Origin of the sequence: Nostoc sp. 2RC (assembly GCF_014222165.1) — a bacterium.
In the GTDB taxonomy this organism is placed as follows: domain Bacteria; phylum Cyanobacteriota; class Cyanobacteriia; order Cyanobacteriales; family Nostocaceae; genus Nostoc; species Nostoc linckia.
On the sequence record NZ_JACKZU010000187.1, the window covers coordinates 1 to 15,600 of the forward strand.

The following is a 15,600-nucleotide window of genomic DNA, read 5'->3' on the forward strand; positions in this document are numbered from 1 at the left end:
GGAGCCGTGTGAATCGAAAGATTCATGCACGGTTTTGTAGCCGAGTCAGGAGGGTGACTTCCTGGCTTAGGCATCTCATCTGCTTCTAATTCTTGATTTACTCTCAAGTTTTCACGCAAGTTATAAACTAATTCCAGGGTGGCTTTCTGGTATGGATGATTTAATGGTAACGCTTGCAACTCGACAATCGCTTGTGACTGCACGCTTCCCCTACCTAAAAGCCTCAACCATAAAGTCTCCGGTGTTTGCGGTAGTTGGTGTATCGCCACAATTGCTGTCCGCAAGGCATCTGGCAGAAAATGTACTCCCGATAACCAACCTGCTTTTTGCATAGTTCCGAAGCTAGACAATCTAGTTTCAGATACTGTTGGTGTCAGCACCCACAACTTGGGAATTTCTGAGTCCTGAAGTTTGGTTTTATTTGCTTTAGCTTCTCGTCGCAATAAAGCCTTTACTTCTAATAATTTTAGAATACAGTCGCATATTTCATCGGTAGAAGCTGGATTGCGGAATGGTTCTATTATTGCAGGATTTTCAGCAAGCCTTCCTAGCAATCCTAGCACTTGTAAATTAGAGCTTTGCTGTTTATTAGGAGTGAATAAAACATCTATTTCTTTAATCTCTCCTGAGACTTCTTCTGATGCCTTGACTTCTCCGTAATCTTTTAACAATTCTTCCAGATAGTCTTTGGCGAATTTATCATGTATAAAGCGCGTCATTAAAATTGAATTTCGGAATATTTATGGAGGATGATTAATAATTCTATTATACATTGGATGGCAATTAAATAACTATTTAAACAGGATTGAGCTATTACTGGTGATTTAAATTAGCTTGATTATGGAGATATCAGTCGAATATTTTGGGGGCTGGATTATCTACTACTTATAAGTTGGATTTTGGTTGGGGAAGAGAGTGAAGTTTTGGATTGGTGTTGGATAGTTTAATCTCGATATAGCAATACTTTTGGGTATGTAGGTTGGTTTTGGATGTGTTGGTTAAGAGTGCATATATTCCCCAAAAAGTACTATTTATCCAACCCAACCAATAGTCCAACCTAATCGATTAATCTGTAACTATCTTCGCCTGTAAAAATGACTTTCTCTTTTTGCACAAGTAGGTTGAGTTCGTCGCGGATTTGTGCTTCCGATATGCCCTTAAATTTATTACCTGCATTCTGTTTAATTTGACGTGGAGTCTTTGCATCTTTCCCCTTGAGATAATCAACCAGTTTTATTTGAATCTCGGTTAGTTTAATGTCTGGACTTGCTTGATTATCATCACTAGCATTTTCATCAGCTCGGTGATTGTTTGTTTGATTAAGCGGACTATTTATACTAGTCGGGGATAAATCAATATCAAATTCCAGCCTCAGTAGATTATCAAGATATTCCGGACTTACAGTATCTAGTTGAATAGCTGGTTTAATTCCTGGCTTATAACTGGTGATGTCTGGCAGAATATCCAACTGCATCGGCTCAACTGAGATAAATATTAGCGGTTGTCCTAGTTGCTTGGATTGTGATTTTAGCTCGGTAAATCTATCTTTTAATGAGGAACGTAGTACTGCATCTTCTACAATCTTGGCATTAGTTATGAGGTTGTACAGCACGCCATAGCTATCGTTAACTGTGCCATCTGCTTCAACGTTGTAATTTCCTTGAGCGATGATGTAGAGGTTTTTTCTAATGTTGCTGTCACCTATACCCAAAGCAGCTAAATTAAACGATTGAGTGTCGATAATTAGGCAAACATTTAGTTCTCTACCGACTGTAATAATGGTGCTGATTTTCTTGAGGTATGGTTGAAACCATGCTTCGTCTTTGCAAGTTTCGTAGATAGAGTGCCAATCAGCCAAGATTAATCTGACTGGTTGATTATCAAATTCATGGCGGTGGTGTTCTGGTACTCGACGGCGTTGGTCGTAAATGCTGTAAACTTGGTCAATGGCAGCCATCGCCAATTGTGGTTCTAAGGGGTCGAATAAAAGTACCCGTCCTTTTTTGTCTAGCCCACAGAAGGAATCATTCTTTTGAGCGATCGCCCAGACATCAGCCTGGGGAAAGCGTTTACTAAACCTGTTGAGCATATAGCTCTCAGTAACGCTCTTACCAGCACCAGTGCCACCTACAATTAGGGTTGATCGCTTGGCACCCAAGATGCGATTAAGCGGCTCCAGGGTGGGACTTGCATCATTACTAGAAGTCTGATTTTGTGTTGTTTCAGAGATTTCACCCCCTGTATTCTCACTTTCTAAGCGTGCTTCTTTATCCTCCGAACCTTCTACTTTGTCGCTGGGGTCAACTGTTCCCTGTAAAGTTTGGCTTCCTTGCAGATATGGAGTCTTTGAGGAGCGTAGAAAGTTGATGTACTCCTGCTTCTGTTGCTCGCTCATCCCAGCAGTTTCTGCTTCAAACACCGCGTCGTTGGCTTCCATCTGGGTGATTTTGATTTCGGTTTCGCCCAAGATTTCGGCTTTTTGGATGTCTACCGTGTGGTCGTTGGCAATCAGTTCTAGCTCAGTCTGCAATTCTACCTGTTTAACCGCAACAGCGCGATAATCATCTAGTAATTCTGACTGTGCCTTGAGTTCAGCCCGTGCGTAGTCCCGTTTCTCTGCTACAGTCTGGAAATTGGCTAGCTGGCGTTCTGTGTCTTGCAAGTGCCTGAGCATCCACCCCGCAGTGGCAAACCCAACGAATGCACCCATCGCCCACAGGGGTTTGTGGGGGTTAGTAGCTTTGACCAAGCCCTTGGGTGAAATACCCTCATTGGGTACAACAACCGTGGGCATCCCGTCTTTCTGCCACTGCTGCCAATGCCATAGGGTCATGCGGTAAGGACGATTGTGATTATCGGCACACCGTAGTCCTTGTTGGGGAGTGCGAATGCAAAAGTAAATGCGTGAGCTCGCGAACTGAGTCCACGAAGCCGCGGCACAGGTTACGCCGATGGAGAGAGAAACCCCAATGGCTGCAATCTTCCTATCAAAAGGCAGTTGTCCAAACCACTGCATGAAACTGGACTGCTGCTGACGAGCTAATTGCTCGTGTTGGGGGGTCAAGTAGCTCATCTTCTCCCCCTACTACCGCTGGTAATGTAAATAACCAAAACAGCGATAACTACTGCAATTCCTACTCCCGTTGTCCAATTTGATTTGTTGGTAGGTGGTGCATACATTTGTTGGATTTCGCTTTGTGCCAAAGATTTAGATGTACTTGCTTCCCACCATTCGCCCACAGGTTCTGATAGGGAACACAGCAGAGCAAGGGAGGCACTACAGCCGGTCATTATATTAGTTACTTGCCTCCCCTTCTCCCCTACTGCCGTCGCGGTGAAGTACAAATGTGCTACACCCAACGCCATAAGCAGACGAACAGGGTGGACTTGGAGCAAGTGGAAGGTAAAAATCACGGCGGAGTTGAGGGATGCTCCAGCCACAATCTCGCATAGATTGCCTGCCCGCCGAAATGTCCGTTCCCGGTTGTTCTCTGGTACGGGCGGAGGCTGTGTGTTGGATTGTTGGGATTTTACCTGTTGTGGTTGTGCCAGCCCCATATACTCAAAAGGGCTGGTGTTAGTCGGTTTATCTTCAGGCTTCCGTGCCAACACGACTCTATCCTCCCCTTAGCGCTTACCTAATCCATCCCAGAAATTAGTCCACCAATTTCCAAAGCCGCGAACTGTGCCACTGGCTGATACGGAACTAGCTGGTGTAGCACTAGAAGCAACTGATACTGGTATCGTTTCTGGTTGCTCTTGGTGGGGGTTCAACGCCCTGGAGCCGTATCGGGCACGGGCAAGTAATTCCTGCCTTCTAGCCCTTAGTCCCTCCTGGATGGTTTGACGTTGTTCGCTTACTTGGTGGCGACTCTCGATGGAGGACATCTTGTTTTCGTGTCGCCAAAGTTCCGCTTGTAAGTCTTGGTGTAGTTGCGCTGCAATTTCAGTAAGGGCATTCTTCCGCTTTTGCTCAATCCGCAGCAAGTCAGCCCTATCTTGGGCATCAACCTTCTGCATCTCGGCATCAAATTCGGCATTTATTTTCCTGATTTTGGCGATCGCGTTTGCCACTTTAGAGCCGAACTGTTTCCTTAGTTCAGTCCATGTCACCTGCCCCTCTGCTAGCTTTTGCATCGCCTCAAAGTATTTGGCGGCGTTTTCCAGAAAGGGGTCAAGGTACTGCGCGAGTTGGTCGGCGTTCTGCGCCATGTCTGCAAACTGCTCTAGCTTGCTGACATCAGACAGATAAGCCAGAATATCAGCGTCTACACCACCCCAGGCGAGGGATTTTTCATCGATGTGGGAGCTGTGCCCCATTGCTGGGTTTTTGATTCCAAAATCCATAAATCCTCCTAGAAATTGCCCCAGGTCAACGCCTGGGACGTTGCTTAATGACGATTAATGTCTAGCTATGTCTAGTCAAAATCTTTCTGGTATTGCCCCAACGGATTTGGGCAGTCAGCGCTTCGATTAGCCCTTCTACCTCGTCTTCAGCAATGCCAAAAAGAATGGCGATCGCTTCACGGATATTGCTCTCTTCTTTTTCTGAGTACCCCTGCAATGTTTCATCAGCAGCGTGTTCCAGGGTGTACTCTCCTAATTCAGCAACTTCGATGTGAAACAGGTAGTAAGTCAGTGTAGCTCTCAAGGCAAGTTTCTCAGTATGGTCTAAGGAGTCTAATTGTGACCCGAAGCGTTCAACAAGGCGGTCAATTTGGTCAGTCTGGGTGAAATAAGTTACTGGTTTTGTCATGCTGCCTCCTCGTACAAATCGCCCAAGTCTGCGTCAAACTCAAAGTTGTCTGGTTCTGGAACAGATGCTTTAAGTGTTGGAGCATCCGTCGCCTGTTGGTTCAATCCAACAACTCTACTACCAGGAACCCAACTCATCAGCCAGCTAAACAATTTGGCGAATGGTATCTGTTTCGCCATCGACTGCGCCAACTTGTGTTCGTAGATAATGGCGTTGGCCAGGGTGGTTAACTCAGCACTGGTGACTGCCGATGCTGGTTTGTCTAAAACCCTCTGTGCATGAGATTTCAGATACTCTTCAATATGTGGTTCTAGGCGCACTCGCTTGTTCTCAGCCATAATTATTTCCCCCGTTGCATTCTGCCAAATGCCATCCGTTGCAATCCAACTGCATTGGCCCAACATCCTTCTGCTACTGGGGTAATACCCTCTCGTTGCAGCATAGAAGCTACCCCTGGCATCTCAACACCACCACCCCAGGCGACAAAACTTTGAGCAGCATCTCGCCATTCCTCAACTTCCTTAAAGGCTAGGCGCAGGCGATCTGCTAACCAAGGCTTGAGATGACGAGCGTAAATATGGCGGAAGTTAAAATTGCGAGTGCCATATTGAAATGAATGCGATTCAATCCCTTGGCGAATAATTTCAATGCTGCCCGCTTTGCCTGTGCCTAAGAATTGAACCAATTCTGGATCTGCGGCTATTGCATCCAACAAATCGATACATCCCCCTACCTCTAAAACTTGGCGATGGATAATACTGCCACCTGGGGCGAAAACTGTGGGGATGACTGTGGATGTGCCAAAATCCACGGCGATGGCGTGGGCACTGCGGTCAATTAATGGTTCTGGTTTAGCACAAACGCAGTAGGAGTAAGAGCCAGCGCCTTCGGGGACGACCAAACTCACTTTCAAATAGACTTGTGAAGTGGGTGTATTTTTGCCGTTGAAGCTGACTGTGTGACTGCCACTGGTTTTGTCGGTTAACAAATTTTTGAAAACCTTCACATTATGTATAGATAGCACTAAATGCAGGTTCCACTCTTGACGGTAGGGCAGGGTAGCCAACGCCCCAAGTAACGTGTGCAAGCCGTATTCAGCTTTTAGTGCTGGGTCGTCGCTGAGTTTGATGTGGGTTGTTGGGGCTTTCCAACTGGCAAGTGTACCAGTGAGGAATTCCCGCCCAACTAAATCCAACCTGTCGCCTGAGTGGTAGAAGAAGTGTCCACCTTCATTTGAGGTGAGGATATCGTGCAATTCTTCCTTAATTTCCAGCACTTTTGAGGGAGTACGGACTCTTGTTTGGGTAGTGCCATTGCCTAAGCAAAGCTTTTTTAGCCCTGCCCCAGAATCGTCTCCTACAGCTATTGCTGGGGTAGTTTGGGGTGTTTCAGCCAAATTCGGCTGAGTCAAAATCATGATTTATTTCTCCAAATACTGGGGTTAAATACGCTCAATCCATTGCCAAAGCAAGAATTGAGGTGATTTTTGACAAGATAATTCTGTCGCCCAAATTCGGCTGCTTTTGAGTCAGCACAAGGTTTTTGGGCGTTTTTAGACTATGGATGGTAGTATAACAAAAGTAGCGATGTTGCGACATAGCTACAAAATATTTCAGTAAAGAGGGTATGAAATAATGGAGCAGGAGTTGCGACATCAGCACATTGCTACTGTGACCGACAAAAAGAAAGATCCTAATTACGGCTTGGTAAGGGGATTTGTGCCACAAGACTTACTTAAAAAATTCAAAATTTATTGTGTAGAAAATGGCGTGGACAACAGCCAGGGTTTAGAAAATTTGCTGTGCGAGTATTTTGAGTTGAAAGACGAGCAAGCCCAGCAGCAGACTGCTTCCGCACCTAATAAAGGTAAGGAGGATAAATAAATATTGCTTCCATTAATCCGCTTGCTCTGCCATCGTTACCAATGAATGGAACGGTGTCATCTACCATACTATTTATGCCCCACCAAATAATTTCAAATCAATCTACCTGAAACTTAGTAGATTTTCATTGAATAAGTTATTGATTTTTTCAGAGCCATATCGATATTTATATATAAAATTTGTCATAAATTTCGCTTTTTTAACATTATGTTAGAGGATACAAATCCCAACAATAAACGCTCAAAAAACAAGAGTGTCCCTGACTCAACAAACTCTGGTATAATTAATCTGAGCAACCTAGTGACGAAAGCAGACCCTAATTTGCTTCTTGATAAGAAACAACTAGTGACAGCGTTAAGAAGTGACTTTTCAGATGGCATTAAGAAGATAGCAATCCATGCTGCTATCAAGATAATAAAAGAGACAAGTGAGCAGCCAGAACGTGCCTCAGATGAAGCCTATATAGAAGAAGTTGCAGCCAAAATAGTAGAGAGCTTTACAACGGTACTTAAAAACAACACAGAATTTGAAAGCATACTGGACAATGTACTTTCCGAAGCTGTACCAGTTGTACAACCACAACTGAAAACTATAGTTCCTATTCCCTCATCAGCCGTAATGTTTTCCAGCATGGAAGCTTATACTCGGAAAGACTTATGGCAAAAAGATACTGAGGGAATAGCTTATTTACAGCATAGAGCCAAAGGGAACCCTAATAATTACATTGAGCATTACATTTCTAATCCAGGCGATATCACCATGCTTCCCTGGAATGAAGCTCAACAAATTATTGATAAATTTGGCTTTACAACTGCCAAGCTACACCTGATTTTCGCCGCTCATACTATGAACCAGGAGAAACCTTGGCAAAGCACATTTGACCTGAAAGCAAGCGATATCATTCAGGAATTTGGTTGGGATAAAAATCACAAAAAACTAAAATCAGAAAAGCTGCTAGAGATTGCTAGCACAGCTTTTGCACTTGATTGTTTATTAGTTAAAACTGTTTGGGTCGAAGGAAGAAACAAAAAAGGAGAAATTATAGGTAGTGTTCCTATAGGGAGAATGTGGAATATCCAAATTAAAGTTAGCGGTCAGTTTAATTTGGAAGGAAAGATAGATAATCCTGATGAAGTTTACATCACAATACAGCCAGGATTGTGGACTCAAGATTTTTTAAATCGAGCTGGAGCCAAATCAAGGGAAGCTTTATATCAGTTTGGCTATTTAGCTCAACAAGTTTTGAAAATTGACCCCTATCATGATGAACTTGCGCTAAGGCTGGCTATATATCTAACATTGGATAGTCGGGTTCGTCTTGATGGAAAGTATAGGGTAATTGAGCTATTAGAAACTGCGTTCTCAAAAACGGTAATAGATCAAGCCCGGTTAGATTTCCGCAAAGCTTATGACTTAAAGCAGCGTTGGGATAATGCCATAATTTTGTTGCTCGAACTGGGCTGGCTGGTTGTGTTTGACCCAGAAACCTACCCGGAATGGCTAAGACCAGAATGCAAGGATAAAAAGCCCAAAGGCTACCTGGAGAAACTGCTCTCTGCCAAGTTAACCATCAAACCCCCAGCCCCTATACCTGAACTTATAGCATCCAAGGCAAAGCCAAAAGCCAAAAAAGAACCACTACGGTCTAAAGCCAAGGCTACACCGCCACAAAACACCTGTGTAACTAGTAGCCAAGTCAGAGAAGCGCGTATTGCCAAAGGGTGGACACAGGCTAAACTAGCTGGTTTTCTTGGCGTATCCCAAAAGCTCGTTTCCCTGATTGAACGGGGTGAGCGCACAGTCAATCCAGAGATAGCCGCCCAAATCCGAACACTTATGGATATCCAAGATTGAGTATTAAATATTTTTGCCGTAATTATGAACAAATATGGACAAAAATGAGCATTTGTCACCAAGTTGTTGACAATTAGCGGCTTCAACAGAAGAATATCTCGTCTTGTTTTAGAACAAATCACCTCAAAAATTGACTTTAAAGCTTTGCCATGTATAGCTTTGAGCTTTAGAACAAAAGCATCCGCATCCCCCGACAATCCTTTTTTTTTGAATCCTTGCAGCTGGATATATCAGCTTGAGTATTAATACTTAGGATTTCACAACTATCAGCCGATGTTCACCTATGGTCGGCTGATTTTCTGTTCTCGACTTGTTCTAAAAAAAATAATTCAAAAAATAGGCTTTAAAAGCTTACTATGTATAGCTTTGAGCTTTAGAACAAAAGCATCCACATCCCCCGATAAAAACTTCCACATCCCCCGATAAAAACTTCCACATCCCCCGATAATCCATTTTTAAAATTCTTACTGCATAAGAGTTTTAGGCGTTTAGAACAGCCCGGATAAAAGATCAATAAGATCAGTTTGCCAAATCCGTTTTTGCGGATCTGGCATTATCTGGCAATGCTATATACATTTCGCCAATTACTAGAATCGTTCCCCCCTTTACCAAGACCTCTCTTGGGTTCCATAGCCGTACCTAGTCGGTGTACCAGCTTCAGGGGTGAGGGCTGATGAACGACAAGACCCCAAACCTTTACCCGAATAACCTAACTCCTGCCGAGTACCACGAACTTGCCTTTGGTAGCGCCATCCACCCCACCCTCATCGAGCGCAATTTCATCCACATCGTAGGAGAAGTAGTTTTCTCTTACCTGTTTATCTCCAATGCCATCCCCCGCAAAAATGCTGGTCGAGTCACAGATGGCTTCTTAAAGCAGTACCAGCACGCCACAGACGGGGGATTATGGATTAGCGGACTTGACCCCCAAAACAACTGGCAACCGATGGAATGGGGGCGATTTAAGCCTTCCCTACCCCGGATTGACCAAGAAAAGGGCAAGCCCGTCAAGTACGAATCACCACCCAAAACACCTAACCGTGTCACTTACTTCGATGTCCCCAACTGCATTTGGGATAAAGTAGCATGGCGGTACAATATCAAGCGGTATCATTCCCCCCTGGCGCTGCGCTTGCAAGATAAGCTTAAGGAGCGCTTATTTTGGGAGTGGGTGCAGCGACACCCAGAAATACCCATAATTTTGTGTGAGGGGGAGAAGAAAGCGGCTTGTTTATTGAGTTTAGGATTTGTGGCGATCGCCCTCCCCGGTATCTGGAACGGGCGCGTTGGCAAAAAAGATTTTGACGAACGCCTGCACCCCGATTTAATGCCGATGGCACAAAAAGGGCGCAAGTTTATCATCCTCTTCGACCACGAAACAAAACTTAAAACTCGTTGGTCAGTCTTCCAAGCCACCGTGCGTACTGGCAAGACAATTGAGGCCGTTGGTTGTCACTGTGAGGTAGCATTGCTACCAGGGCCAGAAAAAGGTGTAGATGATTTTGTTGTTGCCCGTGGCGAAAAAGCCGACGAGTTACTGAGTGCGATCGTCGATGATGCCAAAAGCCTTCAAGATTACCAGCGCTCTTACTTCCAAAAACACCGGGGACTAAGCAGCAGATATAAACCACATATTACAGTAAATGTCAAGTATCTAACTCAAGCCTTGGACGTTCAAGATTTAGGGGAAGAATCCCTTAACAGTCAGGGGGAAGGGGGAGAGAGGGTTCAAAGGGGAAGTGTTAATGAGCAATTCCCCCACAGCCCCCAACCCAAGAAAGGACAAGGTGCGCTCACTCTCCCACTCCCTCACTCCCTCACTCCGCCACTCCGCCACTCCCTCACTCCCTCACTCCCTCACTCCCTCACTCCCTCATTCCCCCATCGCCCCACCTTCCAACTACCTCAATCTGGATTGGTGGCCCTATGGAGTGACATGGGTACAGGTAAAACCGAGCTAATGCGGCGCTGGCGTGACAAAAACCCAGAGAAAAAATTCCTCAACAATGGACATCGGGTTAACTTGCTCAAAAACCTGTCAAATCGCCTGCAAACAGAAATATATTCCGCACTCCAGCATGGAGATTTAGCCAAAGTACAAGCTCTCAGCATCACCATCGACAGCTTGCACAAACTCAATACCAACGCCCTCAATTACGGCTGTGTCTTTATTGATGAAGCCTGCCAGTACTTAACGCACCTCTTACACAGCAAAACTTGCAAGGAGCATCGGGCTGCAATTCTTGAAGTCCTAGAATATATCGTGTATAACGCACCACTAGTGGTAATTGCCGACGCGCACATGGACGATGTGACAGTGGATTTCTTTCGAGCAATGCGTCCTGTGGGCGAAAAGCCTTTTATTATCAAAAACGAGTGGAAAAATGGCGATCGCCTAATCTACTGGTATGAGGGAGATGATTCTTCTGCCCTAGTTGCCCAAATTTCGGCAGCACTGATGATGCAACAGAAAATCATGGTGGTTTCTGACTCAAAGCGCTTTATTAAGAAACTTGAGCAGTCGCTTTCTATGTCGGTGCGGGTGGAAGACTCAGATGAGCAGGAGCAGGGTGTGGGGTGTGGGGTGTGGGGTGTTAGGGAATCAAGCACAGCATCACCTACAACCCCAAACATTTCAGATGGCAGTCTAGGGGAAAGTGTCTCACCCATAACGGGAGAAACCAGAGTACACAACTCCACGAACCACAGAACCCAACCCCAGAGGGAGTCCCTATCCCCCTTACCAACTCATGGCACTACACCCCAAACTTGCAACCCCACACCCTTAAAAATATGGGCGATTCACTCCGAAAACTCCGGTAGTGAAGAAAATGTTGCCTTCATTAAAGACATAACTAACGCTGTAAAGGGTCTAGATGCCCTTTTAACCTCTCCTAGCCTTGGTACGGGGGTGGATATACCTAATTATCATTTTGATGCCGTTTTTGGCGTTTTTCACGGGGTTTCCCAAACTGCTACTGAGTGCGCCCAACAACTCTGGCGCTATCGCCCAAAAGTACCAATTCATGTTTGGGTAGCACAGCGACCTCCCTTTGGCTACCTTGACACCAACGCCACCAAAATCAAAGAACGGTTACTGCAAACCAATGAAATGACAGCTTTCCTGCTGCGGATTGACAGAGATTCTGGCAAGCGGGGCGCTGAGAAAGATTGGGCATTAGATGCGTACTGCCAAATCATGGCTTCTCGTCATCAATCAATCAACAATCTGCGGGCTGATTTGCGCGACTTGTTGAGTGAGATGGGCAATCAAATTATACCTATGGGTGCGGAGTCCGATAAACTAGCCCAGGAGCGTCTTAAAAATGCCGCTGCTGCTTTAGATACTGCTTATTACGCAGCTGTTGCTAAAGCCAAAGATATCTCCCCTACCGAATATCGCCAACGTACAAGCATTGACTACCTTACACCGTCAGAAGTGTTTGAATGCGAGAAATTCCGCATACTCGATGCTTATGGGATGTCCGTAACTCCTCTTTTGGTGGAAAAAGACAACTCAGGCAGATTGTCTAAGGCGATCGCCCATTTAGAAGCAATTCTTCAAGAGCCAGAGGGCACAATTTTGGATGCACGTACCGGAAGACAATACCCTTCCCCGCCAAAAATTGTGGCAGACAAAGACCTCCAGGAGCGATTCCACTTGCCATTGTGCATGGACTGGGGCAATTACTCAGCGCGGTGGTTGGCTAGGTTTAACTTGGGACTGCATGATATTCTCAAACGCTTAGTAGCCGGTTTTGAAGTTACGGCTCATGACCCTGACTTGTTGAGAATGACCGATATCGCCAAATATTGTGCGCCTCATGTTAAAGCGATTTTGGGTTTCACAGTTCCCTCTAACTGCCAACCAATATGGCTGTTGGGGGTTTTACTAGAACAACTGGGATTAAAACTGGTTGATCGTAAAGTTGGGCCACGGGGTAAACAGGTTAAACATTTCTCGCTATCTCAAGAGGAATTGGATTTTGCTCATGCGGTAATTGCCCACCGTGCGAGCAAACGTGCCCAAAAGGAAGAACGGGCGAGACAAGCAGCCCTTGACCAACAGCGATATCAGGCTGCAATGCTGGCTAGATATGGGGTTGCACCTCCGACTGACCCGGTATCCACCCCCCCCCATAATGATATAGGGGAACCCCCATTGTCCGGGGTGGATACCAAAGTTGAGAGCATCGATTTTGGAGATTATGAACCACAAGATGGAGAAAACACTCCTATAAAAGCTTGTGTTGAATTACTAAGGGAGTCCATTAAGAATGGAGTTACGGCTGTAAAAGCCATCCTAAGCAGTTGGAGTGAAGAGCGGCGGTGGTGTGCAGTCCTGCTGCTTGAGGAAATTGCCGCTGCGGAACTACGTAGATTGGAACAAATAATACCGGACTTTTATATGTGGTTGAGTTTGTAACTATCTAATTGCTCTTCAAAAATACCTTGAACCAATCGAGTCACCAACGTGGCACAGTTTCTGCTGCCAAACTTCAACTCCAAACTGAATTTCCCAACAAATAGGTACTAAACGGCTTTACAGTACCTATTAAATAGGTACTGTACCTATTTCTTGCGCCAACGCGCATCTGGGCCTCGCCCCAAACATTCCAGCCGCCCCCAGTCCACTCAAGGCGCAGAATGCGGCAAATTAAGTCAATACCCACTGTGGGACATCGTTCCTGTAAATCCTTATTACTTTAAAAATGTTCAAGTCCTATGAAAGTTACTACAAGCGTTTCAATTAAGCTTTAACTTTTGCTATATAGAGAATGTAGCCTCAAATTCTATCCCTACATAGTACTTTGCAACTTAGCAATTAACTGTTGACGCTCTTGTTGAGTTAGACGTATCGCTATCTGTACCAAGTCATCAACCTCTACATTCAACGGTAACTTTTGTTCATGCTGCTCAGAAGCAGTGAATAAACGCTGGGCAATTGCTTGTTCAATTGCTTGACGTTTTTCTACTGGAGTAGAACGTTCATACATATCTCGCAAGGTCTTTACTGAATGACCCATTGCATAAGCTAATGAACTTAACTCTGGGTCAGATAAACCAACCTGAATACCCCAAGTTGCCCAAACATAACGCATTATATGCGGTGAAATCCGCTTTTTAATTAAACGGTAAGAGATAGTTTCAAAGATTTTAGAAAATGCCGAACCAGTTGCTGGCATTCCAGATCTCGGTACTACAAATACATATCCCCAAGTCCAAATTGCCGACTGATTATCGCTTGGTATACAACAAGTATCCTTTGGCTCAAATTGTATTCTGCCACTGCTTAACCACCTACCTCGACGACCTTGCATCTCTGGTTGCCACCAATCATATACCAGTTGATTTTTATACCCTTCTTTTGTCCACCATCCATATAAGAAACGTTCAATGTAATCGTAAAAGCAATGACCATCTTCAAAATTTAGATTCTGGATAATAATCGATTGCTTCCCATAGGTTTTTCTAGTTTTATATTTCCTTGTATCTATTACCCAAATCCCCTGTGGATAGTAATGATTGTCATGTTTATACGTAAAGTAAAGGTAGTTATCTATAACCATACCGTTGTATTTACGTTCTCTCTGATTATCTGGAGGTAAAGGTTGGTACAATCCATTGGGTGGTATATCTTGTGGTCGTTCGATTGGACAAGACAGTGCAACTTTTAATTCTCGGTATTCTTCTTGTCGTCGAGCTGGTAAATAAGATAAAAGCGCCCACTTTAGGTAGCATTGATAACTAATGGCAATTGACCAGCTAGGACGGAAATCTCCACGCTTATCTCTGGGTCTGCATTCATAGCGTAAAGGTTCAACAATTTTTTCTTGGATGAATTCTAATGCTGTTTGTCCCACAGGAACATCAGGCCATCTTTTACTCCAATCAGAAACAGAATGCCTACTACTACGCCATTCATCTAATTCTACTAAAATTTTGTTGCAATAATTATCAATTGTGCTAAATACAGGAATCAACCGATAATCTGCATCACTTTCAACTTGTTGCAGATAGAGGAATTTTGCCAGTGCTAAAATGGCAGTGATTTTGCCCATACGCGTGAATGGACTAACAGAGGAGTTAAAATTCCTTAAAAATTGAAAGTAATCGCAGACAAGCTGTTCGAGATTTTTTTTATGTTGATTCCATAATTTTTTTTGCTGTAAAGGAGTCAAGCCTTCTAACTGTTCTTCAGTAATTAAGGGAACAATTGTTTCTAAGCGTAACTCGTGAATCGGTACATTTTGAAAGCGATATTGAAAGCCGAAAATCAGCTTAATATTTTTTATATATTCCTTAGCCGTTGATTTTTCAACTGCTTTGATAATTCTTCCAGGCCATTCAGGCTGTATAAGATAAGAATTAAATTGATTAAGTTGAGCTTGGAGAGTCGGCGGTGTTTCTTGAGTTGTCAGAGCATATTTGCGATAGATAGATTTGCGGTCTGTAAGTTTAAAATCTGCCAGAGCACCATGATTATGGCGTCTAGGAGGAGTGCATTGTTCTTTGAGTTTAGCTGTGCGAGAACCAGGCCACCAAATCTGTTGTGCTGCCCAAGTTAAAAAATTCTCAGCGCGATTACCATAAGTATTACGACTAGCCTGAGATACATTATTTTTTTCAAAAGATTTTTGTAGAGCCTGCCGCAAGTTTAGTAACTTGCCAATTCGTAAGGTTTTGAGAAACTTTTGAGCATTGTCCACTTCATCTCCAGTCATCTTACGACCTGAATGAGTTCTCTTATAGCCAAACTCAGGAATGGCATGGTGGAAAATTGCGGTACGTAGTTCATTAATAATTCTTGGAGCATTCTCAACCTTGCTGGCTTTCAGCTCTTCTTCATACATTTTTAGTACTTCAAAAAAATACTTTGGAAGTTCCATAATAAATATTCTCCAATTTGATAAATGAATTCACTTCTAATTTAGGTAATAAATAGGAGCTAACTAGTATTGAATTCTGCTTTGGAACAATTGGCTTTATTCATGGTTATTTATTAATAAATAGCATATCCTGAATAGATTTGACGTTTTTCTTTTCTCAGTTGAGAAATTTATATATAAAACCTGTAATCCTTGCTAACAGTACTTTCTGATATGT

The 15,600-nt window shown here is 43.9% G+C and carries 11 protein-coding genes; 3 read left to right on the top strand and 8 right to left on the bottom strand.

Features of this window, described 5'->3' with window-relative positions; translation table 11 throughout:
- The 7 genes from GNE10_RS20190 to GNE10_RS20220 all read right to left on the bottom strand — a co-directional run.
- Positions 1-719, bottom strand: a 719-nt coding sequence (locus tag GNE10_RS20190) for a hypothetical protein (protein WP_260446951.1), incomplete at its 3' end; no start/stop codon positions are given.
- 338 nt (positions 720-1,057) lie between these two features.
- Positions 1,058-3,073 carry a type IV secretory system conjugative DNA transfer family protein gene (locus GNE10_RS20195; protein ID WP_185566693.1) on the bottom strand — a complete coding sequence of 672 codons (2,016 nt, stop codon included), beginning with the start codon at positions 3,071-3,073 and terminating at the stop codon, positions 1,058-1,060.
- Positions 3,070-3,612 (bottom strand): hypothetical protein, encoded by a 543-nt coding sequence (locus tag GNE10_RS20200; protein WP_185566694.1) that lies wholly within the window; start codon positions 3,610-3,612, stop codon positions 3,070-3,072. Before GNE10_RS20200 ends, GNE10_RS20195 begins: the two co-directional genes overlap by 4 nt.
- Before the next feature lie 15 nt (positions 3,613-3,627).
- Entirely contained in the window at positions 3,628-4,347 is a 720-nt protein-coding gene (locus GNE10_RS20205) for a hypothetical protein (protein WP_185566695.1), read from the bottom strand.
- A gap of 61 nt (positions 4,348-4,408) precedes the next feature.
- Positions 4,409-4,756, bottom strand: a complete 348-nt coding sequence (locus tag GNE10_RS20210; RefSeq protein WP_185566696.1) for a hypothetical protein — start codon at positions 4,754-4,756, stop codon at positions 4,409-4,411.
- Positions 4,753-5,094: a hypothetical protein gene (locus GNE10_RS20215; protein ID WP_185566697.1), complete on the bottom strand. Its 342-nt coding sequence runs from the start codon at positions 5,092-5,094 to the stop codon at positions 4,753-4,755. Before GNE10_RS20215 ends, GNE10_RS20210 begins: the two co-directional genes overlap by 4 nt.
- 2 nt (positions 5,095-5,096) lie before the next feature.
- On the bottom strand, positions 5,097-6,173 hold the full coding sequence (locus GNE10_RS20220) for a ParM/StbA family protein (protein WP_185566698.1): 1,077 nt from the start codon (positions 6,171-6,173) through the stop codon (positions 5,097-5,099).
- Between the two features lie 217 nt (positions 6,174-6,390).
- On the opposite strand from GNE10_RS20220, the gene GNE10_RS20225 reads away from it, so the two are divergent.
- The 3 genes from GNE10_RS20225 to GNE10_RS20235 all read left to right on the top strand — a co-directional run bounded on the left by GNE10_RS20225 (position 6,391) and on the right by GNE10_RS20235 (position 12,919).
- On the top strand, positions 6,391-6,639 hold the full coding sequence (locus tag GNE10_RS20225; protein ID WP_099069938.1) for a hypothetical protein: 249 nt from the start codon (positions 6,391-6,393) through the stop codon (positions 6,637-6,639).
- Positions 6,640-6,939: 300 nt separating this feature from the next.
- On the top strand, positions 6,940-8,493 hold the full coding sequence (locus tag GNE10_RS20230; RefSeq protein ID WP_311774830.1) for a helix-turn-helix transcriptional regulator: 1,554 nt from the start codon (positions 6,940-6,942) through the stop codon (positions 8,491-8,493).
- A 673-nt stretch (positions 8,494-9,166) separates the two neighbouring features.
- Positions 9,167-12,919 (top strand): DUF3854 domain-containing protein, encoded by a 3,753-nt coding sequence (locus tag GNE10_RS20235; protein ID WP_185566700.1) that lies wholly within the window; start codon positions 9,167-9,169, stop codon positions 12,917-12,919.
- Positions 12,920-13,292: 373 nt separating this feature from the next.
- Here GNE10_RS20235 and GNE10_RS20240 read toward each other — a convergent pair whose 3' ends face one another.
- Positions 13,293-15,383 (bottom strand): hypothetical protein, encoded by a 2,091-nt coding sequence (locus GNE10_RS20240; protein WP_221642918.1) that lies wholly within the window; start codon positions 15,381-15,383, stop codon positions 13,293-13,295.
- Positions 15,384-15,600 lie beyond the last annotated feature (217 nt).

Bases quoted from the DNA above. Each gene is read 5' to 3' on its own strand.
- GNE10_RS20195 (WP_185566693.1), bottom strand. From the start codon at position 3,073: ATGAGCTACTTGACCCCCCAACACGAGCAATTAGCTCGTCAGCAGCAG.
- GNE10_RS20210 (WP_185566696.1), bottom strand. From the start codon at position 4,756: ATGACAAAACCAGTAACTTATTTCACCCAGACTGACCAAATTGACCGC.
- GNE10_RS20220 (WP_185566698.1), bottom strand. From the start codon at position 6,173: ATGATTTTGACTCAGCCGAATTTGGCTGAAACACCCCAAACTACCCCA.
- GNE10_RS20240 (WP_221642918.1), bottom strand. From the start codon at position 15,383: ATGGAACTTCCAAAGTATTTTTTTGAAGTACTAAAAATGTATGAAGAA.
- GNE10_RS20225 (WP_099069938.1), top strand. From the start codon at position 6,391: ATGGAGCAGGAGTTGCGACATCAGCACATTGCTACTGTGACCGACAAA.
- GNE10_RS20235 (WP_185566700.1), top strand. From the start codon at position 9,167: ATGAACGACAAGACCCCAAACCTTTACCCGAATAACCTAACTCCTGCC.
- GNE10_RS20215 (WP_185566697.1), bottom strand. From the start codon at position 5,094: ATGGCTGAGAACAAGCGAGTGCGCCTAGAACCACATATTGAAGAGTAT.
- GNE10_RS20205 (WP_185566695.1), bottom strand. From the start codon at position 4,347: ATGGATTTTGGAATCAAAAACCCAGCAATGGGGCACAGCTCCCACATC.